We start from the raw sequence: 22,243 nt of genomic DNA on the forward strand, positions 1-22,243 counted from the left end.
CTCCGCGAAACGGAGCGGCTAGGTGTCGGCGACCGTTTCGGCCGCCGACGCATGGATGCGCATCCGCGGCCTGACCAAATCCTTTGCAGGTGAACTCGCGCTAGACCGCGCCGATCTCGACATCGAGCGCGGCCGGGTGCACGGCCTTGTCGGCGCCAATGGCGCCGGCAAGTCGACGCTGATCCGCTGCCTCGCCGGCGTCACCAGTCCGGATCAGGGCAGCGTCACAATCGCGGGCTCCGACCTGCAGATGGGTTCGCCGCAGGCTTCCGAGCGCGCCGGGCTCGCCTTCATCCATCAGGAGCTCAACCTGATCCCGCATTTCAGCGCGCTGCAGAACATGCTGCTCGGCGCGCCGAAGGTGACGCGGTTCGGCATGATCGACTGGAAACGCTCGGGCGTCGCCGCGCGCGCCGCGGCCGAGCGCGTCGGCATCCGGTTTCCGCTCGATACCAAAGTCTCCGAGCTGTCGGTCGCCCAGCGCTGGCTGGTCATGATCAGCAAGGCGCTCACCCGCGACGCCAGCATGATCGCCATGGACGAGCCTACGGCCTCGCTCTCCGAGCCGGAGAGCGAGCAGCTCTTCGCCATCATCCGCGACCTCGCCGCCCAGGGCGTCGCCATCCTCTACGTGTCGCATCGGCTGGAGGAGGTGCTGCAGCTTTGCGACAGGATCACCGTGCTCCGCGACGGCCGTATCATCAGCGAGGCCGAGCGCGGCGCGCTGGACAAGAAGGGACTTGTCCGCGCCATCATCGGCCACGCCATCCGCACGCCGGATGAACGCGACCGGCTCGCCGCCGATCGCAGCCGGCAGCCGGTCTTTTCCGCGCGCTCCATTGCCTGGAAGCAGGCGGTGAAGGATGTGAGCCTCGATCTCTACAAGGGCGAGGTTCTGGCGCTGGGCGGGCTGGTCGGCGCCGGCCGCACCGAATTCGCTCATCTCGTCGCGGGTCTAACTCGCCCCGAGGCCGGCCATTTCGAGCTGGAGGGCAAGCAGCTCGACGTCGCCAACCCGTCCGAGGCGGTGAAGGCGGGCATCGCGCTGGTGCCCGAGGAGCGCCGCTCGCAAGGCGTCATGCTGCAGCAGTCCGTTGCCTTCAACATCAACATCTCGACGCTGAAGCTGCTGCGCAGCGTGCCCGGCTTTCCGTTCCTTTCCGACGCCAAGAGCCGGCGGCAGGCGGAGAGCCTCGTCGCCCATCTCGGCATCAAGACGCCGGGCGTCACGGCCAAGATCGCCGGCCTTTCCGGCGGCAACCAGCAGAAGGCGTTGATCGCGCGCTGGCTGAATGCCGGCACCAAGCTGCTCATTCTCGACGAGCCGTCGCGCGGTGTCGACGTCGGCGCGCGCGAGGAGATCCATGACGCCATCCGCGCGCTTGCCCGTTCCGGCGTCGGCATCCTGGTGATCTCCTCCGACGTCGAGGAACTCACGCTGCTGGCCGACCGCGTCCTGGTGATGCGCGAGGGCCGCATCACCGGCGAGCTCACCGGCGCCGACATCACCGAAGCGCGCATCATCGAGCTGAGCTACCAAGACTCGCATGACGATCAGGGAGAAGCGGCATGACGGCCGAGACTGTGCCCGTGGCAAAGGAAGCGCCACAGCCCCGCAAATCCTCGTGGAAGCGGACCACGCTGATCGGCCTGTCGCGCTACGGGACGATCATCGGGCTGCTCTTGATGGTGCTGTTCTTCTCCATCAATGCACCCGGCGTTTTCCTGTCGCGCGCGAACTTCCTCAACATCCTGAGCCAGGCCTCGCTCACCGCGATCATCGCCAGCGGGCTGACCTACACGCTGGTGGTCGGCGAGTTCGATCTCAGCATCGGCTATGTCGCTAGCTTCGTCGGCCTCATCGTCACAGGCCTGATGGCGTATGAAGGCTTTCCGATCTGGCTGAGCATCCTGTGCGCTCTGGCCCTCGGTGCCGGCATCGGCATCCTCAACGGCCTGCTCGTGACCAAGGTCAGGATCAATGCGGTGATCTCGACGCTTGGCATCGGCACGATGCTGACGGGCATCGGTTTCACCTACAGCGCCTTCCCGATCGCCACCGGCATCCCGCGCGCCTTCACTGACATCTCGCTCGGCCGCATCGTCTTCGGCCTGCCCAACCCGGGGATCATCATGGTCGTGGTGCTGCTGGCGCTCTGGACGGTGCTCAACAAGACCGACATCGGCCAGAAGATGCAGGCCGTGGGCAGCAACATGGAGGCGGCCAGGCTCTCGGGCATCCGGGTCGACCGCATCAAGATCTTCGCTTTCGCCACCGCCGGCTTCTGCGCCGCGCTCACCGGCACGCTGCTGTCGTCGCTGCTCGGCAGCGGCACGCTGGCTGCCGCCGACGGCTATCTGCTCGACGCCTTCGCCGCGGTGTTTCTCGGTTCCGCCACCTTGCGCGAGGGCGAGTTCCACATCACCGGAACGCTGGTCGGCGTGCTGATCCTGGCGGTCGGCTTCAACGGGCTCAGCATCTTCGGCGCGCCCACCCATTTCCAGCCGATCTTCAAGGGCGGGATCCTGGTGCTGGCCGTCGGCATGTCGGCGCTCGCGCGGCGCTACGCCGCCTCGGCCTGAGAGGCGTGACGTCGACCGAGACAGTCTCGGGTTTCAGCCGAGATATTTGTTGAGGATCGACATGCCGCCGGAGCGGATCGTCTCCGGCTTCATCTCGTCGACGATCTCGCCATGCGTCATGACGTAGAGCCGGTCGCAGACGCGGGTGGCGACGTCGGTGCGTTGCTCGACCAGGAGCAGCGAGGCGCCGCGCTTGCGCAGCTCCAGCATCGCCTTGACCACGATGTCGACGGCGACCGGGGAAAGCGCTACCGAGGGTTCGTCGAGCAGCATGATCTCGGGGTCGCTCATCAGCATGCGGCCGATCGCGACCATCTGCTGCTCGCCACCGCTCAGGAAAGACGACAGCCGCTGGCGATAGGTCTTGAGCACCGGGAAGAGATCGTAGACCGAGGCGAGCAAGGCCTGGGTGCGAGCCCGGTCGTGGCGCAGATGGAGTGCCCCCAGGAGCAGATTGTCCTCCACGGACTGGTCGAGGAACAGGCGACGTCCCTCGGGCGCGATCGCGGCCAGCCCGCGCGCGATGCGATGGGTGGGCAGCGCCGAGACGTCAGTGCCGCCGATCCGGATCAGGCCGCGCCGCTGCTTGACGAGGCCCATGATCGCGCGCAGCACCGTGGTCTTGCCGGCGCCGTTCGGGCCGAGCAAGGCGACGGCCTCGCCCTTGCCGACGCTGAGCGCCACGTCGCGCACAACATCGAAGCGGCCGTAGCCGGCGCTCAACGCACTGATTTCGAGAGTGGGCTGTTCGCTCATTCGCCGAGATACACCTGTCTTACCACCGGGTCGGCGCGCACTTCGTCGGCAGAGCCGGTGAGGATCACTTCGCCGGCGTTGAGCACCGTCACGCGATCGCAGAGCGGGAACAGGAAGCGCGTCTGGTGCTCGATGATGATCATCGTCACGCCTTGGGTCTTCAAATTGGCCAGGATCGCGGCCAGATGCCTGACCTCCTTGGCGGACAGGCCGGTCGCCGGCTCGTCGAGCACGATGATATCCGGCCCGGCCACGCAGACCGAGGCGAGCTGCGTCAGCTGCTCGATGCCGTGCGGCACGTCCGCCACCTGCCTCGCCGTCCAGTCGCCGGCGCCGACGAGGCTGAGAGCCTCGCTGGCGCGGCGTTGCATGGCCGCGAGGTCGCGCCGGCCAGAGGCAAGCATCGGCCAGAGCGGCGCGCGGCCGACAATGCGCGGCACGCGGTCGAAGAGCCCGACCATGACGTTCTGCGTCGGCGTCAGTTCCTTCACCAGTTGCGCGGCCTGGAAGGTGCGCCGGAGCCCCAGACGCGAGCGGCTGCTCGCCGGCATGCCGTCGACGCGCGTGCCCTTCAGCAGGACTTCCCCGGCATGCGGCGTCAGGCGGCCCGATATCACATTGGCCAAGGTGCTCTTTCCTGAGCCGTTCGGGCCGATCAGGCCATGGATGTGGCCGCGACGGACGGCGAGGTCGACATTGCGCAGGACCTTCGGGCCGAGCCCGTAGCCGAATTCGATGCCCCGGCATTCCACGATGATCTCGGAGTCTTTCGGCGAAGCCGGTGAGGCTGCGATATCGGGCGCGGCGGGCAGGGCTTCGGCCGCAGCGACATCCGCCGCCGGAGCGATGCCGCCGGCACGCCGTGCAAGCGCTCGCCGCGCGATGCCGACGACGCCGTCGGGCAACAGCGTGATCGCCAGGATCGACAGCGCTCCGTAGACGATCTCCTGCAGCCAGGGATTGATGTTGACGACATTCGGGAACATCGAGACGAACATCGCGCCGACGACCGGACCGATGCTGGTGTTGATGCCGCCGATCAGCACCATCACGAGCACGTTCAACGACACCGACCAGTCGAACTGGCTGGGCGAAACGACGCCGAGGAACGAAAAGAGCCAGCCGGCTCCTCCGGCCATCGCGGCCGAGACGCCGAAGACGCCGACCTTGATCGCCGCCGTGCGCGCGCCGGCGGCTTCGGCAAACGGCTCGGCATCGCGGATCGAAAGCAGGATCGGATAGAGCGGCGAATGGCGGATGTTCCAGACCAGGCCAAGGCAGGCAAGCAGCGCCAGCATGATGCACCACACCAGCGGTGTGCCGAGCCATTCCAGGCTTGCCGGGAAATCCGGAAAGGCCGGACCGAGCAGGCCCTGCAGGCCGCCTGTGACGGTGACCATGTCGGTCGCCAGGACCGTCAGCACCAGCGTGAAGATGAAGGTGGTGATGGCGAAGTAGAGGCCGCTGACCCTGAGCGACATCGCGCCCACGGCCATTCCGATCAAGCCCGTCGCCGCCAGGACCAGCACGAGCAGGCCGAAGACGTTCCAGCCATAGTCGTTGGCAAGGATCGTCGTCGCATAGGCGCCGATGCCGAAAAAGCCCCCTTGGCCGAGCGAATAGAGGCCCAGCATTCCGGCCACCAGATCGAGGCTTATGGCGAGGATGCCGAAGACCACGGCCACCAGCACCAGGCTCTGGAGGCCAAGGTCGGTGTGGGCGACATAGGCGGTGGCAGCCAGATAGGCGATCAGGACAGCGGCCAGCCCGGCGGCGCGCCAGCGGCCGATGCGAAGCCTCGGGGCGGCGGTGGCGCCTGGCTGCGGATCGGCCGGTTGTGTATCGAATGTGGAAACCATGCTCGACCTCGGCCGCGCGTCACGGCCGCGCGGCGCGGGCGAAACAGGGGGTTGCTGGTGCTGAACAGGCCCTTCGGCGAGACGATGAGGATCAGCACGAGCACGATGAAGGGGAACCAGTCCGAGGCCTGCGAATTGATCAGCGCGTTGGCGCCTTCGGCGCAGACGCCTAGCAGCAGGCCGCCGAACATCGCCGCTATCGGCCGCTCGGTGCCGCCTCCGATCATCATGGCGATGAAGCCGTAGGTCCCGAACGTATCGCCGAGATAGGGATTGGCGAAGGTCGATGGGCCAATGAGCAGGCCCGCGATCCCGGCGTAAACGGCGGAGACCGCGAAGGCGACAATGGCGACGATTGTGGTGTTGGCGCCGATGGCCGACGCCATCTCGGGGTCGGCCGCCGTCGCCATGCCGAGCTTGCCGAACAGCGTATAGCGCCGCACGATCTCGAAGCCGGCGGCAAGCACCGCGGCGGTGACGATGGCGAGAAGCTGCTGGGCGGTCAGCACCGCGCCGCCGATCGGCAGGCTGAAGCCGTTGAGGATGGGCGGGAAGGCTTGCGAGGTCGGGCCCCAGATATAGGCCGCCGCATTCTCCACGATCACGGCGAAGCCCAGCGTCGACACCAGCCAGCCGAAGCTGAAACGGTTCGACAAAAGGATCGGCCGCACCGCGATGACATAGGACAGGATGCCGACGGTGCACGAACACGCCAGGCCGGCAAGCGCGGCAAGCAAAACCGGATAGCCGGAAGAGGCGAGCTCTGCGGTGACCATGACGGTCACCATCATCAGCTGGCCTTGCGCGAAGTTGATAATGCGGGTGACGTAGAAGGAGATCGCGAGCGCCATGCCGATCAGACCGTAGATCGATCCTATCGCTACTCCGCTCAACACGAATTGCAGCACTGGTGGCTTTCCCCTCTCCTCCCGCCGGCGTAGCCTCCTCAGCCGGCTTGATCGCCTCGCGGGAGACGCTTCCGTCGGAGAGCCGTCCGCGGTTCAGTTGTGAACCGTCGGGCCGGGGTTCCATGCTGCAATGTCCAGCTCTGGCATTCTGCACCGGTACCAAAATACCTAGTCGAAAATGACCGTCCGGAAATAGCTGATGCCAGTGACATAACAGCTATGAGCGCAGCGATTGGACGGCGTTTCGGAACGGTGAAATGCGGGACCGACGAGGCCCGACCGGGGCATGCTTTTGCGCGCGAAGAAATCAGATCAGTCTGGCATAAAAGCGAATAAAAATAATAAGTTATACCGGGCGTCGAGCTTCCTTCCGGTCGCGCCGACGATCATGCGCGGCGGGTTTTCCAGCAGCGCTTGGAAGGCCGTTGAACCGGCTCCGGGGCACTGGCGCTCGCGTTGACAAGGCCGGGCAACGGGATAGCAAAATTCACCACCGAGAGGGCGCTGGAAGCGCAGGGCAAATTGAGCGATCGGGTTTGTCGGATCATGCCCACCGATCGCAGGGAGGGAAATCAGACATGAGAAAACTCGCGACGACTTCCGCGATGCTGCTGGCCACGACGGCATTCTGGACGATCGGCGTTCAGGCCGGCGCCGCGGACGAATATCTTATCGGCCTGATCGCGGGAACGACCGGCGCCTATGGTTCGACCGGCATCGCCACGGTGAACGGCTCGCAGATGGCGGTCGACGAGGTCAATGCCGCCGGCGGCATCGACGGCCACACCTTCAAGCTCGACCCGCATAACGACAATGCGTCGGCCACGTTGTCCGGCCAGCTCTATGAGAAGCTGATGTCGCAGGGCGCGATCGCTATCGCCGGCTCGCCGGACACGGGTCCGGTCACGGCTCAGCTGGCGCAGCGCCACAAGTTCCCGACCATCGGCGTCGTCGACGATGGCGGCCTGACCGTCAATCCGGACGGCCCGACCAGCCCGCCGAACCCATGGGTCTTCGACTTCGGCCTCAACACCTTTGCCTGGGGCGAGAAGATCGGCCAGCACGCGCTCAAGCATTGCCCCGATGGCCTCGCGGTGCTGCATGATCCATCCACCTACGGGCAGGGCGGTCTGTTCGGCATCCAGCTTGCCTATGACAAGGCCGGCAAGAAGATCGCCATGGATCACACCATCACCGAGAACTGGTCGACGGGCGCGACCGCCGGCCTGATGCCGGAGGTCAACGCCATCAAGGCGGCGGGCATCAAATGCGTCGACGTCTGGCTGACGCCGCAGGACCAGGCCGCCTTCGTGCAGGACCTGCATTCGATCGGCTATGACGCCATCGTCTACGGCAATGACGAAACCAATGCCGACGACACCTACTCGAAACTGGCCGGCGACCTTGCCGACGGGACGATCACCGCGATGCTGACGACGGAACTGCATCCGGGTCCGGAGCTTCTGGCATTCAAGGACGCCTACAAGAAGAAGTTCAACGTCGATGCCACGCCGTTCTCGGCCGGCGCCTATGACAGCATCAAGATGCTGGCGCAGGTCATCAAGGACGTGAAGTCGACGAAGCCGGAAGACCTGCAGAAAGGCTTCAACGCGGTCCAGGGCTTCAAGGGCATGACCGGCACCATCGGCTTTTCCGAGCAGAGCCACATCACCATCACCGCCGAGCAGGTGACACTCGTCAAATACGACGCCAAGAGCAAGACCTGGGTCGAAGTCGCCGACTGACGTCTGGATGCAAACGACAGGGCCGGTCCGATCGGGCCGGCCCTTATCTGTCTCGGACGTCTGCTCTCAGAGCTGAACCAGCCAGGCTTCAGGCACAAGGCGGAAGCCATCCCCGGCTTTCACCAGATGCGCGAAGCCGGGCAGATGCAGGTGCCCGCCGGTGACGAGCAGCCGCTCATTGGCGACATGCTGGAAGATCTTGCGGCGGTTTTCATGCGCCAGCGCTTCGTCGACATCGAACTCGCTGGTGACCTGCGGCCGCGGAATCTGGATTTCGGGCACATGCACCGTGTCGCCCCACATCACCAGCGTCTCGCCGGCCGAGTCGAGCTGATAGCCGCTGTGGCCGGGCGTGTGCCCAGGCAGCGGCAGCTGCCTGATGCCCGGCACCACTTCCCCGCCCTCGGCGGGATGGAAATGACCCCGATAGCTGGACAGCAGGGCATCGGCCGAACCGGTATAAGGCCGCGCCGCGGCTGACCTTTCACGCTTCTCGGGATTGGACCAGAAGTCGAGATCATCCCGGTGAACGATGACTTCGGCCCGCGGAAAGAGCGGCTTGCCCGACCTGTCCATCAGGCCGCTCGAATGATCGGGATGGATGTGTGTCAAAAGAACGGTGTCGAAGTCTGTCGGCTTGAAACCGGCTGCCTCGAGATTCTGCGGCAGCAGCCCCATGGAATAGACCGTGGTCGATCCGCCTCCGGCATCGACCAGGACGGTGTTCTTGCCCGTCTCGATCACGAAGGCGTTGACGGTGAGACGCGGCTCGGTGTGGCGGAACTGCTCGCGCATCAGGCCTTCCATGTCGCCGCGCTCCGTTCCGCGCAGGATGGCCACGCTGATATCGAGGAAGCCGTCATTGATGACGGTGACCATGGCATCGCCCACTCGGCGTCTGTAGACCCCCGGCGACTGTTTGCGCGGCTCGTCCGTCATCATTTCCTCCCGGTGCGACAGGCGCCTTTGGCGCCTCCTCTTGTCGCTCAGCAGTTTTGCGCGATTGGCAAGGCGGAGTGAAGCGATGAGGCCGTGCGGAATCCGGATAACAGCTATGGCGCTTATCGCATGACGGGTCCTGCCGACGCTGCCGAGCATGTCCGGCCTTCCAACCCACCGCACAGCTAGGGCGCCCCATACCGATCAGGCATGAAACATAACTGATATTCCCTGGGCGGATATGTCTTGAGCCAGCCAAAAAGGGGATGGTCGCCGCGAGGAATGCAGGTCGCGAAGGGGGTTCGCGACCGGGCCGGCAAGGCCTGGTTCGGGAGGTGGCGCAATGGCCAAGGCGCGGTTGTCGCAGGAGGGCGTGGTGTTCGCGCTCGCCGTCGCGCTGTTCGTGGTTTTTGCGGCCACGCTGAACAATTTCCTGACCGCGGGAAATCTGATCGCGCTGGTGCGCAGTGTCTCCATCCTCGGCATATTGGGCCTCGGCATGGGGCTGGTCGTCATCGGCCGCGGCATCGACCTCGCCATGGTGGCGACGATGGTGGTGTCGTTGTCCTGGGTGCTTTCGATGGCGCAGGCCGGCACGCCCTTCGACACGGCCCTGGTCTACGGCGCTCTGCTGGCGCTCGCCATCGGCCTGGCCAGCGGCATCCTGATCGCCTACGCCGATATTCCCGCCATCTTCACGACACTTGCGATGGGCCTCGTGATGTACGGCTCGGGACGTGCCTTCCTGTTCCAGATCGACGTCCAGAATTCGCCTGCCGGGGTCGCGTGGTTCGATGCACTCGGGCAGGGGGCTTTCCTCGGCCTGCCGATGCCCATCGTCGCCTTCGCGGTGCTGGCCGCGCTGGTCGCGCTCGTGCTGATGCGCACGCGCTTCGGCCGCTTCGTCTACGCGGCCGGCGACAACGCGCTCGCCGCGCGCATCACCGGCCTGCCGTTGCGACCGTTGATTGTAGCGCAATATGTGATCTGCGCGCTCATCGCCTTCCTCGCCGGCGTGGTGATGGCCGCCGCCGTCTCGGGGATGAGCACCCGCGTCTACAACTCGACGATGATCTACGACGTGCTGCTGGTCGTCGTGCTCGGCGGCATCAGCCTCAGCGGCGGCCGCGGCAGCGTGCGCAACGTGCTGGTGGGAACGCTGTTGGTCGGCGTGCTCCTCAACGGCATGACCATTCTCGACATCACCTACACGACGCAGAACCTCATCAAGAGCCTGATCCTGCTGCTCGCCATCACGGTCGATAGCTTCATCAACCCGAGGGACGAGCAGACTTCGCAACAGAGCCAGGGCGACATCTGAACAAAGCTTGCAATCTCAACGGGAGGAAACCATGAAATTCAGAAGTATCCTGGCGGCCGGGCTGATGGCGCTCGGGCTGGCCGGGGCCGCTCACGCCGATGACGGCCTCGACAATCCGTCGCGCAATCCATTCTACGACGGCCTCAAGGGCAAGCGCGTCGTCTTCATTCCGCTGGCCATGGGCTTCGACCTTACCGAAGGCTGGGCGGCGATCATGCGCAAGCAGGCGGCCGATCTCGGCTACACGCTCGAGATCCGCGACCCGAACTGGAGCACCGACGCCGGCACGCGGGCGCTGACGGCGCTGATCGCCGAAAAGCCCGACCTGATCATCGCCCACAATCCCGACGTCCAGTCCTATGCCCGCCTGCTGAAGCGCGCGATGGACGCCGGCATCAAGGTCGTCCAGCTCAACCTGGAGTCGGTCGTTCCGACCGACGCCTATGTCGGCGCCGACTGGTCGCGCGTCGGCTATATCGAGGCGGACGCGCTGGTGAAGCAGTGCGGCACGGGATCGGGCAAGTCCGGCAAGATCGCGATCATCCGCGGCCAGCCGACCGCGGCGTCGGATCTCTATGAGCTCTACGCCTACAAGCAGACCTTCGCCAAGGACCCGGCGATCAAGATCGTGTCCGAGCAGGCCGCCCAGTATGACCCTGCCAAGGCGCGCGCCATCATGGAAACGGTGCTGCAGCAGCACCCTGACCTCTGCGGCGTGGTCGGCAACTGGGACAACCAGGATGTCGGCGCGGGCGCCGCCATTCAGGCGGCGGGCAAAGCCAACGACGTCTATGTCGTGACCTCGGGCGGCGGCAGCCAGATCGGCTGCGACAACATCCAGAAGGGGCTTCTGGACCTGATCATCAGCTATGACGTGCCGCTGCAGGGCAACGCGATCAACCAGCAGATCGTCCAGACGCTGCTGTCGCCCGCCAAAGCCGGCGAATCGAAGACCTCCTACTACACGCCGCTGACGCTGCTGACCAAGGACAATATCGGTCCGCGCACCTGCTGGTCGCTCGACCAGCTGAAGTGAGCCGGGACAAGTCAATCAGCATCATGTCCAGCGACACCCTAGCGTCACTGCGTTCGCGCTATCTCCCCGATCATCTGATCGGGGAGATCATGTCCAAGCGATGGATCGACAACGCCATCCCGTTCACCGCGCTGGTTCTCACGGTGCTGGTGATGGGATCGATCATTCCCGACTTCCTGTCGCTGTCCAGCCTCTCGGACCTGGCGCGCCAGTTCGCCGAATTCGGGCTTGTCGTCCTGGCGCTCACCGTCGTCATGATCTCGGGCGGTATCGATCTTTCGGTGGCCTCGGTCTTTTCGCTTGCCGTCCTGTCCTCGCTCATCGGCGTGAATGTCTACGAGCTGCCGGTGCCGGCGGTTCTCGCCGGCATTCTCGGCATGGGAATGGTCTGCGGCGCCATCAACGGCGTGCTGATCGGCTATCTGCGGCTGCGCGCCTTCCTGACGACACTGGTCAGCCTGATCATCTTCCGCTCGCTCTACGAGATCGTCTTCGTGCGCATGTCCACCTCGATCATGTCGGGGTTCTCGATGTCGGACCTGTGGGTGTTCATCGGCGAAGGCACGGTGCTCGGCATTCCAGTGTCGCTGGTGATCACGCTGGTCATCGCGCTCGCCTGGCATCTGGTGCTGTCGCGCATGCGACCGGGCTGGCGCTTGACCGCCGTCGGCGGGGCGCGTCGCTCCGCCTTCAACGCCGGCATCAATGTGCGCTTCATGGTATTCCTCACCTATGTCGCCTCGAGCACCATGTGCGCGCTGGCCGGCTTCCTGTTCGCGGCACGGCTCGGCAGCACCGGGTCCGACACCGGCGTCGGCCTGGAGGTACAGGCGCTGACTGCCGCCGTGCTCGGCGGCACCGCCATCGGCGGCGGCCGCGGCTCCGTCGCCAAGGCCATCATCGGCAGCCTGCTCGTGCTCATGCTGACCAACGGCCTGATCAATCTCGGCATCAGCGGTCCGGTCACCTCGACGATCCTTGGCGCGATCCTTTTGCTCGCCGTCTTCGTCGACATGCGCTGGCAGAAGCATCGCCATCGCATCCTGGCCAAGGTCTATGTCTCGCCCGCCTATCTGTCGCTGCCGCCTTCGCCGCAGGTCGATGCGCCGGGCTCGCCCTATGTGCTCAACGATCGCCTGCGTTCCGTCGAGATCATCGGCCTCGGCGAGATCGAAGGGCCGGAGGATGTCATCCTCGACCGCGACGACAACCTCTATTGCGGCACGCGCCATGGCGATATCGTGCGCTTCTTCGGTCCCGACCATAAGCGCTCGGAAGTGTTCGCGCATATCGGCGGCCATCCGCTCGGCATGGCCTTCGACAAGGCCGGCAATCTGCTCGTCTGCATCGGCGGCATGGGGCTTTTCCAGGTGGCGCCCGACAAGACGGTCACCAAGCTGACCGACGAGACCAACCGCAGCTGGTTCTCGGTGGTGGACGATTCGCGCCTTCGCCTAGCCGACGACGTCGATGTGGCGCCCGACGGCCGCATCTATTTCAGCGAAGCGACCATCCGCTACGAGCAGGAGGACTGGGCGACCGACGCGCTCGAGAGCCGCGCCAGCGGCCGCATCATCTGCTACGATCCCCGCACCGGCAAGACGCATACGGAAATCCCGAAACTGGTGTTCGCCAACGGCGTCGCCATGTGCTCCGACGGCCAATCCTTCATGTTCGCCGAGAGCTGGACCTGCTCGATCAGCCGCTACTATTTCGATGGCCCGAAGAAGGGCAGGACCGAGAAGGTGATCTCCAACCTTCCGGGCTATCCCGATAACATCAACCGCTCCTCCGACGGCAATTACTGGCTGGCGCTGCTCGGCATGCGCGGGCCAGCGCTCGATCTGGCGCTGCGCATGCCCGGCTTCCGCAAGCGCATGGCCCGTCGCGTCGCGCCGGACCAGTGGCTCTATCCCAACATCAACACCGGCTGCGTGGTGAAGTTCAACGAGAAGGGCGAGATCCTCGACAATCTCTGGGACCTTGGCGGCCTCAACCATCCCATGATCACGTCGATGCGCGAGCACCGCGGATGGCTCTATCTCGGCGGAGTCTCCAACAATCGCATCGGCCGCTACCGCCTGCCCGATGCCGATCCGAACTGGTGCGCGCAGGACGCCTATTGGGGCGCCCGCTCATGATCGCCGCCATCTATAAAGCCTGGGCCAACTTTCGCGGCTTCGATCTCACTGGCAGCACCGTGCCGCCGATGGACGGGCCCTTGCGCCCGAACGCGAAGCTGGACGCGATGCCGGTGTTGATGCAGCTCGACGGCGTTGACAACCTCACGGCCGCGCATGACGGCCTGCTCTGCTCCTGCGGCAACGATCTGCTGACGCTGTCGACCACCGGCGATGTCCCCCAACTGCAATTGAGTGCGCGTTGTCCGATGGATGGACCGATCACCAGCATCGCCGCCTTTGGCGAGAGCGTTGCGATTGCGGTGGAAGGTAGCGGAATTCTCCTGGAAAGCCCCGGCGCCGCCTCGCGGCCGCTGACCGTCGAAGGCCTCAATCCGTCCTGCGTGACGGCCATGGTCTTCGCCGATCCGACGACGTTGTTCGTCGCCGTCGGATCGGATAGCCACGCGGCGAGCGAGTGGAAGCGCGACCTGATGACGAAGTCGGCGAGCGGCTCGGTCTGGCGGATTGACACCGGCAGCGGTCGCGCCGAACGGCTTCTCGGCGGCCTGGAATTCGCGGCCGGCCTGGCGCTTTCCGGAAAGGACATCTTCGTCGCCGAAGCGTGGCGGCATCGTGTCCTTGCGCTGACGAGCGGCTCACAACCCCGCGTCGCGCTCGCGGCTCTGCCTGCCTATCCGGGCCGCATGACGCCATCCGCTTCGGGCGGCTTCTGGCTCGCGATGTTCGCGCCGCGCAATCCGCTGGTCGAGTTCGTGCTCAAGGAGGACGAATACCGGCGCCGCATGGTCGACACGATCGAGCCGGCATACTGGATCGCGCCGGCGCTGGCGACTGGAAAGAGCTTTCTCGAACCGATACAGGGCGGCGCCCGCAAGAAGCTCAACATGCTGAAGCCGTGGTCGCCGACATGGTCGACCGGCCTGGTGGTGCGGTGCGACGATCGCATGGCCATGCTGCGCAGCTACCAGAGCCGCGCCGATGGCGATGTCCATGGCGTGACGTCGCTCTGCGAGGCAGGCGGCAGGCTGATCGCCGGCGCCAGGGGCTCGGGCAAGATCGTGGCAATCGACGACGAGACGGCGGCATGAATTCACTGGTTCAATTGCGCGGGGTGTCCAAGGACTTTCGCGGCGTGCTCGCTATCTCGGACGTCAACCTCGACGTCCGTCCGGGCGAGATCCACGCCATCCTCGGCGAAAATGGCGCCGGCAAGTCGACGCTGATGAAGGTGCTGGCCGGGGTCTATCAACCGTCCTCGGGCGAGATGGTCCTGGACGGCAAGCCGACGGTTTTCAACTCGCCCTCCGACGCGCTGGCGCACGGCGTTGCCATGGTCTTCCAGGAGACCAATCTGGTTCCGGCGATGTCGGTGGCGCAGAACATCTATCTCGGCGATGAAAAACTCTTCAACCGCTTGCGCGGCCTCAACATCCAGGCGCAGCGCTATCTCTTGTCGCTCAATTTCTACGTCGATCCCACCTCGCAGGTCTCCACCCTGGGCGCCGGCAAGAAGCAGATGGTCGAGATCGCGCGTGCCGTGCACCACCATGCCCGGCTGATCATCTTCGACGAGCCGACGGCGACGCTGACGCCGGAGGAGAAATTCCACTTCTTCAACCTCGCGCGCCGGCTAAAGGAGCAGGGCATCGCCATCATCTTCATCAGCCATGCGCTGGAGGAAGCGCTTTATCTGTCGGACCGCATCACGGTGATGCGCGACGCCAAGGTCGTCGTCACCGACGACACGCGCAATTTCGACCGCGATCGCATCGTGCAGGCGATGGTCGGGCGAAGCCTGTCCGGCGAGCTCTACGCCGGCGAGAAGCGCAAGGCGCGGCCGATGGGCAAGAAGATCCTGAGCGTCGAGAATCTCTCGATGGGCAACACGGTCCGCAACACCTCGTTCTCGGTGTTCGCTGGACAGGTCACCGGCATGTTCGGCCTGGTCGGGGCGGGGCGCACGGAGACGATGAAGATCGTCGCCGGCGTCTTGAAGCGCGACTATTTCCACGGCGGCACCGTGCGCTTCGAGGACCGGCCGGTCCGCTACCGCACGCCGCGCCCCGCGGTGCGCGACGGCATCGTCTACGTCACCGAGGACCGCAAGATCGAAGGCTTCTTCGAGACGATGACCATCGCCGCCAACGTCCAGCTCGGCGCGCTTGCGACCGGCACCAATCCGCTGACGGCGGTCACGCCGCGCAACGCGCGCGAGCTTGCCACCGCCTGGACCAAGCGGCTGGGCGTCAAGGCAATCGACGCCGACGCGCGCGTCATCGAACTGTCGGGCGGCAATCAGCAGAAGGTGGTGTTGTCGAAAGCATTGATCCAGAAGCCGAAGCTGGTCGTGCTGGACGAGCCGACGCGCGGCGTGGACGTCGGCACCATCGTCGAGATACACAACTTCATCAATGAGCTTGCCGACAGCGGCATGGCGGTGGTGGTGATCTCGTCCTATCTGCCCGAGATCCTCGCTCTCTCGGATCGTATCCTCGTTGCGCGGCAGGGACGCGTCGTCGAGGAGATGGACATCGCCGAGGCAACCGAAAGCCGCATCATGTACGCGGCCGTGCACTGAGCACGCTGGCGCCAGCCGGTTCGATGCAGGCCTGAACGGCGACTACGGTCGTCGTTCGGGACCTACCACCTGTTCGTCGGCAGCACGAACATCTGCGCGATCTGGACATGCGGTGGCTGGCTCAGCGCGAACATCACGCAACGCGCTACGTCCTCGGGATCGAGTGCCATGCCGAAGCGTTCGAAATACTGCCGCGCCGCTTCCTCGTCGCCGCGATGCCTGGTCGTGACGATGTTGGTGCGCGTCAGGCCGGGCATGATCTCGATGACGCGCAGCGGCGTCTCCGCGAGCTCGCCGCGGATGATGTCGCTCAGCATGTGCACGCCGGCCTTGCTGGCGGAGTAGGGTGCCTGCTCCGGCACGATCCGCAGCGCGCTGATCGAGCTCATGTTGACGATATCGCCGTGGCCGCGCGCGATCATGCCTGGCAGGATCGCGCGCGTCACGCGCATCAGGCCGATCAGGTTGGTCTCGATGATCGCCGACCAGTCGTCAGGCGATCCCTGGTCGAAGCGGATGCGGCCGCCGATATCGTGGCCGGCATTGTTGACCAGTATGTCGATGTCTCGGAATTCCGCCGGCACTCGCTCCAGGCAAGCATCGACGGCCGACGCGTCGGTAATGTCCAGCGGAAGCGGAAAGACATCGCCATCCAACTGGCTTGCCAAGGCCTGAATCGCGCCGGCTTGCCGGTCCGCAAGCACGATGCGAACGCTCTCGGCCTGGAGACTTGTCGCGATGGCGCGGCCGATGCCGCTCGCCGCCCCGGTTACGAAAGCTGTCCTCTGCCGAACTGTCATTCAGACCCCTCCACGGGCCTTGGCATTCAAGCGGCTTTTCGCTGCTTCGCCTTTTCCTTGGTGGCGCAGAGCGGCATCAGCCGGCCGGCATCCTTCTTGGAGTCCAACCGGTCGACGAAATCCTCGATCGACCGGGCCACCTCGCCGCCCACGATCGGTGCGGCAGCCGACCGGAAGCGCTCGCGGATTTCGGCCTCGGTGGCCGGTATGACGTCCTGAAGGCCCATCGACAACTGCCGCCCGTCGCCGAGCAAGACATCGATGCTGGCGCCTTGCCTGGCCGGAAACTGCGCCGTCAATTCCTCGCTCGCCGAGAGGTCGCAGGCACCGATCAGCCGCAGCGTCTCCCTGTCCCGCAGGTCCCGATAATTGTCTTCCGACAGGCGGCCGCTGGCGAACACCGCCGCGACGCCATAGGGAATACTCATCTTGGCCTGCAGCGAACGCTCGAAGGGTCCGGTGTTGTCGCAGCCCGGATAGGCGGCTGCGGCGGCGGGGACGCGGATGTGGATGCGTTCGACGGGTGCTGCGCCGGGACCGATCATCTCGACGAGTTTCAACGCGGTCTGGCAAGCCGTCTGCGCGAAATTACAGGCGGGCGCCGCCTTGTGGTAGACGGCCAGGATATCGGCCTCGCCGTCGGGGAAGAGCTGCACCGGCCCCGGCATCGGCCGGCGCGCGAAGGCGGCGAAGTAACCGGACTTTCCCTCGAGCACGTCCGGGCTGCCATAGGCGCCGGCGGCCGCAAGCTGGACGGCCATCCAGGCGTTGCGCGCGGCGAAGCCGGGATGGAAGAACATGTCCGATCCACCGCTCTGCGGCCACTGGTTGAGGCCGGAGGACGTGTTGGCGGCAAAGGCGATCGCCGCCGCGGTCTGTCCCTTGTCGAGGCCGAGAAGCCGCGCGGCGGCGCATCCCGCGCCGATCGGCGCCACCAGCCCAGTCGGCCTGAACAGCGTCGAAAGCTCGCGGTCGATCAGCATCCGGCCGAGCCTGCCCCCGACCTCGTAGGCGACGATCGCCGCCCGCAGCAGATCCGCTCCCGAGACCGTCTTCGTCTCGGCCAGCGCCAGGAGCAACGGCCAGACGACGACGCCGTGATGGCATACCGATCCGGCATGCATGTCCTCGCGGACCAGTCCGTGCCCCTTGACCGCGTTGACGAAGGCCGCGTCCGCCGGAGTGGCTTGCCTTGTTTCGCCGATGATGTGGCCGCTGCGCGCCGGCGTCACCGCGGCCAGCGCCTGCTGGCTCGGATCGAGCGCGGACGCCTCGAAGGCGCAGCCGAGGAAATCGAGCAGGCAAAGCTTGGCCTTGGCGGTGGCGGCCGGACTGAACACCTCCAACGGCAGGTCGGCCAGCGTGTCGGCCAATTGCTTCGTGAAGCTTGCCATCCCAAGTCCTCCGCGGTTCCTACTTTCTTAGGCGCGGATTTCTATTCCCGCCCATTCTTCGACGATACGCACCATCGAGGTGAAGTCCGAGTCCGGTCCGAAACGCGCATTCGTGGCGGCGAGCATCTGTCTTACCAGCGATCCCGCGACCATCGGCACGCCGAGATTTTCCGCCTCGTCGACGCACATGCGGACGTCCTTGTAGGAAAGGGCGGTGGCGAAACCGAAATCGAACGTTCCCGGCAGCACCGCGCGGGGAAACTTGTCCTGGGTGGCGCTGTTGCGGCCGCTCGACGCATTGATGATGTCGCACATGATGCGCGGGTCGAGCCCGGACTTCACGCCCATCGCAAGCGCCTCGGCGGAGAGCAGGATGACGGCGGCCGCGATCATGTTGTTGCCGAGCTTGGCGACCTGCGCGGTACCGGGGTTCTCGCCACAGTAGAACCGCTTGCCGAAATTGGCCAGCACCGGCTCGATCTCGTCGAACACCGACTTCTTGCACGAGACCATCACCGCCAGCGAGCCGTTGCTGGCTCCGGCGATGCCGCCCGAAACCGGCGCGTCGACCCAGGCGATGCCGCGACCGGCCAGTTCCGCCGCGATGGTCTTGGCCATGCTGGGCCCGGTCGTCGACAGGTCGATCACCACCTTGGCCTTCGAGCCCGACGTCAGACCGTCGGCGCCGAGCACCACGTCCTTGACGATGGGCGGCGTCGGCAGGCTGCAGAACACCACCTCGGCCTCGTCCGCGACGGCGGCGGCCGTGGCGGCCACGCTTATCGAATTGCTCGGCAGGTCCGCGGCCGCATCCGGCCTGCGATCATGGACGATGACGTGGTGGCCCGCTTCCGCAAGCCGTCTTACCATGGGCGCGCCCATGCGGCCGAGCCCAACGAACCCAAGCGTTCGAGTCTGCAAAGTTTTTACTCCGGGAAGGCCGTGCTCGTTCAGAGGGCCATGGGCTAGCAAATAAGCCAATTCCGGAGCGCAGCATAAGCTTCGCTCGCCGCATAACAGCTTTGCAGCACGCCGGTTGGGCCTCACTTGTCAACCATCGCTCTGTGCCCCAAACTCCGGCGTTTGCCGCGTGCTTCGACAATGCGGTTACCGCATTCGAGCCAGAGGCCGCATCTAGATGTTCGATCTGAAGCAACTGCAGCTCTTCACCGCCGTGGCCGAGTTCGGCAGTTTCTCGCGCGCGGCGGTGGCGCTGTCGATCAGCCAGCCGGTGCTCAGCCGCCAGATCAAGTCGCTCGAGGACAAGGTCGGTGTCGCGCTGCTCTACCGCAACGGCCGCGGCATTGTGCTTACGGAAGCCGGCAAGATCCTCCAAAGCTACGCCGTGGCCTTGCTCGAGCAGGCCGCGCGCGCCGAGACGGAACTGGCGGCGCTGCGCTCGAACCCGCGCGGCACGATCGTGCTCGGAATGCCGCCATCGGTCGGCGTGGTGCTGACGGCGCCCCTGGTGCAGAATTTCCGCGCCCAGTTCCCGCAGGTGAGCCTGAGGGTAATCGAAGGCTTCAGCGGCCATCTGCTCGAATGGCTGGTGATGGGCAAGATCGACGTCGCGGTCCTGTACAACGCCCCGAGGATGAACAATCTTCTGGCCGAGCCCATCCTGCGCGACGAGCTATTCCTGCTCGGCGCCAAGAACGACCCGCACAATCTCGGCCCCGGCCCGGTCGACGCTGACGTGATGTCCCGCTTGCCGATGATCCTGCCGGCCAGGCCGCATGGGCTGCGCGTGGTGCTGGATCACATCCTCGGATCCGCCGGCATCGAGCCCAACATCGAAGTTGAGGTCGACGCCATGCCTTCGACCTTGCGGCTTGTCGAAGCGGGGATAGGCTACACCATCCTGTCCTATTCGAGCTGCCACAACCTCGTCGCGGAGGGCAGGATCAACTACTGGCGCATCCGCAACCCGCCGATCGAACGGGAACTGCTTCTGGCGACATCCAGCCAGCGGCCGACCACGACGGTCATACGCGCGCTGACGACCCTCATCCGCGATGAGGTGCGCGTCCTGCGCAAGCTGGGAGTGTGGGAGCCGCGCCAGCCCTCTCCGGTCCCCGATCATGCCGCTGACGCTGGAAAAGCAGGATAAGGAGCGAACCATGCCAGGCGCGCTGGAGGGAACGACCGTCGTCTCGCTGGAGCAAGCCTTAGCCGCGCCCTTGGCGACGTCCCGGCTGGCCGACGAACATGATGTAGCTTTGTGATCGGAGTTCGGTCCGCCGATACGGCCGGATCCCAACGGAAAGGGAATGGAACGCCATGAGCCTGACCCGCGACCTGACCCGGTTGATCCGCGAAAAGCCGGTGACCGAACGCGACCTGGAATGGGCATCGCTGTTCGTCCTGGATACGCTTGGCTGCGCGCTCGGCGCGTTGCCGACCGAGCCTGCCCGCATGCTCAAGGCGGTCGCGCCGCCGGCGCAGGCGGATACGGCCCGCAAGGCGTTCTATCTCGGCGGTCTGTCCCATATCCTGGAGATGGACGACCTGCACCGGGATTCGGTGACCCATCCCGGCAGCGTCGTCGTTCCCGCGGCCTGGGCCGTGGCCCACGATCACGACCTCGGCGGCGAAGCGTTCCTCCGCGCGGTTCTCGCGGGATATGAAGCCTGTTGCCGCGTCGGCATGTCCGTCGGCAAGAAGCATTACCGGGTCTGGCACAACACCTCGACCTGCGGGCCGTTCGGCGCGGCCTTCGCCGTGGCTGAACTCATCGGCCTCGATGACGAACGGACCGTTTGGGCGCTCGGCAACGCCGGAACCCAGTCATCGGGACTTTGGGAGTTCCTGGCTGAAGGCGCCATGAGCAAACATCTTCACACCGCCCGGGCCGCGGAATCGGGCGTGCTGGCATCGTTCCTGGCTAGGGAAGGGTTCACGGGCGCGCAAAACATCCTGGAGGGCGAAAAGGGCTTCTATTCAGGCCTGTGTCCGGACCCGATCCCGGACGCCGTGACGGCCGCGCCCAAACGGGCCTGGCAATTGATCAACACCTCGATCAAGCCTTGGCCCTGCTGCCGTCATACCCATCCGGCCATCGACGGCGCCATCGCCTTGCATGGCGAGATAGGCGGCGAAGCCATCGCCAAGGTGAAGGTCGGTGCTTACCGGGCCGCGCTGGACGTGTGCGACCGCCCCAACCCCGAGGACCCCTACAGCGCCAAATTTTCGCTCCAGCACACGGTGGCGATCGCGCTGGCGGAGGGCCGCGTCGACCAGGCGAGCTTCGATGCCGATGCCCGGCGGCGGATGGCCGGCGAACGCAAGAAGGTCGATGTCGAGCTGGCGCCTGGGATCGAGGCTGCCTACCCGGAGTCGTGGGGCGCCGAAATCGTGGTGGAGACGGCTTCCGGCCGGCGTCTTTCCGCCGTACGACACGATGCCAAGGGGGATCCCGGCAATCCGGTGAAGGCCGCCGAGCTCTCCGAGAAAGCGCGGGCACAGCTCGTTGCCGGCGGCAGTTCGCAAGCCCGAGCCGACGAATTGATCGGCGCCATCCTTGTACTGCCGGAAAACCGTCCGGTGCGCTCGCTGGGCTTGTTTGAAGTCGCCCGAGACGCCCGTCCCCAGACACGTGCCGCGCGGAGCGCTTGATGTTCAAGGACGTCGACAACGAGGAGATCGTCGATCTCCAAAGTTGCTGTCGCGCCCGCCGCCAAGGAAGGCGCCCGCTCCAACCTCCACCAGGTGCTGGAGGACATTGCCGCGATCAAGTTCCCCAGGATTTCAGGCGCTCGAGCATTGGCTCCGTCAGCGGGGTCGATTTCCGTTCCGCAAGGTTGAAGAAGACCGTCTTGGCGGCCAGCTTGGCCGCGAGTTCGCCGCCATGCAGCCTGCGCATCTCGTAATCCGTCTGGATGGAGGTGCGGCCGACAGTACGGACAGTGCCGTAGATTTCCACGATGACCCCCGATGGCACCTCGCCGACGAAGTCGATCTCGTGCCGGACGTCCGCCCAACCTCTGTCGGCCCATTCAGGGGTCGTCGGCGCCCAGCCGGTCGCCTGTCCAAGCAGGATGTTGATGGCGTCGTCGAAAAAGGCGACGTAGAACCGCGTCGTCATGTGGCCCATCATGTCGCAATTCCAGGGCTGAACCACAGCTCTCGTCAGTAAGATCATTTTTGCTCCCGATAATTCGTCCGATTGCGCCCCCACATC

18 protein-coding genes are annotated in these 22,243 nt (G+C 65.4%); 10 read left to right on the forward strand and 8 right to left on the reverse strand.

Annotation, left to right across the window (positions count from 1 at the left end; translation table 11 throughout):
* The first annotated feature begins 22 nt into the window (after positions 1-22).
* Entirely contained in the window at positions 23-1,573 is a 1,551-nt protein-coding gene (locus tag RFM41_RS22385; RefSeq protein ID WP_320251280.1) for a sugar ABC transporter ATP-binding protein, read from the forward strand.
* Positions 1,570-2,583, forward strand: a complete 1,014-nt coding sequence (locus RFM41_RS22390) for an ABC transporter permease (RefSeq protein WP_320251279.1) — start codon at positions 1,570-1,572, stop codon at positions 2,581-2,583. The genes RFM41_RS22385 and RFM41_RS22390 overlap by 4 nt, the downstream gene beginning before the upstream one ends.
* 33 nt (positions 2,584-2,616) lie before the next feature.
* Here the strand turns inward: RFM41_RS22390 and RFM41_RS22395 are convergent, their stop codons facing one another.
* Genes RFM41_RS22395 through RFM41_RS22405 form a run of 3 tightly spaced genes read right to left on the reverse strand, consistent with a single transcriptional unit; the run spans position 2,617 to position 6,106 of the window.
* Positions 2,617-3,339 (reverse strand): ABC transporter ATP-binding protein, encoded by a 723-nt coding sequence (locus tag RFM41_RS22395; protein ID WP_320251278.1) that lies wholly within the window; start codon positions 3,337-3,339, stop codon positions 2,617-2,619.
* Positions 3,336-5,198 (reverse strand): branched-chain amino acid ABC transporter ATP-binding protein/permease, encoded by a 1,863-nt coding sequence (locus RFM41_RS22400; RefSeq protein WP_320251276.1) that lies wholly within the window; start codon positions 5,196-5,198, stop codon positions 3,336-3,338. Before RFM41_RS22400 ends, RFM41_RS22395 begins: the two co-directional genes overlap by 4 nt.
* Entirely contained in the window at positions 5,090-6,106 is a 1,017-nt protein-coding gene (locus RFM41_RS22405) for a branched-chain amino acid ABC transporter permease (protein ID WP_320251274.1), read from the reverse strand. The genes RFM41_RS22400 and RFM41_RS22405 overlap by 109 nt, the downstream gene beginning before the upstream one ends.
* A gap of 578 nt (positions 6,107-6,684) precedes the next feature.
* On the opposite strand from RFM41_RS22405, the gene RFM41_RS22410 reads away from it, so the two are divergent.
* On the forward strand, positions 6,685-7,851 hold the full coding sequence (locus tag RFM41_RS22410; RefSeq protein WP_320251273.1) for an ABC transporter substrate-binding protein: 1,167 nt from the start codon (positions 6,685-6,687) through the stop codon (positions 7,849-7,851).
* A 66-nt stretch (positions 7,852-7,917) separates the two neighbouring features.
* Here the strand turns inward: RFM41_RS22410 and RFM41_RS22415 are convergent, their stop codons facing one another.
* A complete protein-coding gene (locus RFM41_RS22415; protein ID WP_320251271.1) occupies positions 7,918-8,790 on the reverse strand; it encodes an MBL fold metallo-hydrolase in 873 nt (290 codons plus the stop codon).
* A gap of 343 nt (positions 8,791-9,133) precedes the next feature.
* Between RFM41_RS22415 and RFM41_RS22420 the strand changes: the two genes are divergently transcribed.
* From RFM41_RS22420 to RFM41_RS22440, 5 genes are read left to right on the forward strand one after another with little or no spacing between them, the layout of a single operon-like run.
* On the forward strand, positions 9,134-10,111 hold the full coding sequence (locus RFM41_RS22420; RefSeq protein ID WP_320251269.1) for an ABC transporter permease: 978 nt from the start codon (positions 9,134-9,136) through the stop codon (positions 10,109-10,111).
* 31 nt (positions 10,112-10,142) lie between these two features.
* Positions 10,143-11,147, forward strand: coding sequence for a sugar ABC transporter substrate-binding protein (locus tag RFM41_RS22425; protein WP_320251267.1), 1,005 nt, complete (start codon positions 10,143-10,145; stop codon positions 11,145-11,147).
* Between the two features lie 23 nt (positions 11,148-11,170).
* On the forward strand, positions 11,171-13,288 hold the full coding sequence (locus tag RFM41_RS22430; protein ID WP_320251266.1) for an ABC transporter permease: 2,118 nt from the start codon (positions 11,171-11,173) through the stop codon (positions 13,286-13,288).
* Positions 13,285-14,379 carry a hypothetical protein gene (locus RFM41_RS22435; protein ID WP_320251264.1) on the forward strand — a complete coding sequence of 365 codons (1,095 nt, stop codon included), beginning with the start codon at positions 13,285-13,287 and terminating at the stop codon, positions 14,377-14,379. Before RFM41_RS22430 ends, RFM41_RS22435 begins: the two co-directional genes overlap by 4 nt.
* Positions 14,376-15,869 (forward strand): sugar ABC transporter ATP-binding protein, encoded by a 1,494-nt coding sequence (locus RFM41_RS22440; protein WP_320251263.1) that lies wholly within the window; start codon positions 14,376-14,378, stop codon positions 15,867-15,869. The genes RFM41_RS22435 and RFM41_RS22440 overlap by 4 nt, the downstream gene beginning before the upstream one ends.
* 62 nt (positions 15,870-15,931) lie before the next feature.
* Here RFM41_RS22440 and RFM41_RS22445 read toward each other — a convergent pair whose 3' ends face one another.
* Genes RFM41_RS22445 through RFM41_RS22455 form a run of 3 tightly spaced genes read right to left on the reverse strand, consistent with a single transcriptional unit; the run spans position 15,932 to position 19,044 of the window.
* Positions 15,932-16,669 (reverse strand): SDR family oxidoreductase, encoded by a 738-nt coding sequence (locus tag RFM41_RS22445; protein ID WP_320251262.1) that lies wholly within the window; start codon positions 16,667-16,669, stop codon positions 15,932-15,934.
* A gap of 26 nt (positions 16,670-16,695) precedes the next feature.
* The gene (locus RFM41_RS22450) at positions 16,696-18,063 is read right to left on the reverse strand and encodes an MmgE/PrpD family protein (RefSeq protein WP_320251260.1); all 1,368 of its coding nucleotides are present in this window, start codon (positions 18,061-18,063) and stop codon (positions 16,696-16,698) included.
* 27 nt (positions 18,064-18,090) lie between these two features.
* A complete protein-coding gene (locus RFM41_RS22455) occupies positions 18,091-19,044 on the reverse strand; it encodes an NAD(P)-dependent oxidoreductase (RefSeq protein ID WP_320319298.1) in 954 nt (317 codons plus the stop codon).
* Positions 19,045-19,201: 157 nt separating this feature from the next.
* Between RFM41_RS22455 and RFM41_RS22460 the strand changes: the two genes are divergently transcribed.
* Positions 19,202-20,173, forward strand: a complete 972-nt coding sequence (locus RFM41_RS22460) for a LysR family transcriptional regulator (RefSeq protein WP_320251256.1) — start codon at positions 19,202-19,204, stop codon at positions 20,171-20,173.
* A gap of 170 nt (positions 20,174-20,343) precedes the next feature.
* Positions 20,344-21,678, forward strand: a complete 1,335-nt coding sequence (locus tag RFM41_RS22465; RefSeq protein WP_320251254.1) for an MmgE/PrpD family protein — start codon at positions 20,344-20,346, stop codon at positions 21,676-21,678.
* A 115-nt stretch (positions 21,679-21,793) separates the two neighbouring features.
* Here RFM41_RS22465 and RFM41_RS22470 read toward each other — a convergent pair whose 3' ends face one another.
* Complete coding sequence (locus RFM41_RS22470; RefSeq protein WP_320251252.1) at positions 21,794-22,204, reverse strand: acyl-CoA thioesterase; 411 nt, start codon at positions 22,202-22,204, stop codon at positions 21,794-21,796.
* Between the last annotated feature and the right edge of the window lie 39 nt (positions 22,205-22,243).

Source organism: Mesorhizobium vachelliae, assembly GCF_033977325.1.
Classification (GTDB): Bacteria; Pseudomonadota; Alphaproteobacteria; order Rhizobiales; family Rhizobiaceae; genus Mesorhizobium; species Mesorhizobium vachelliae.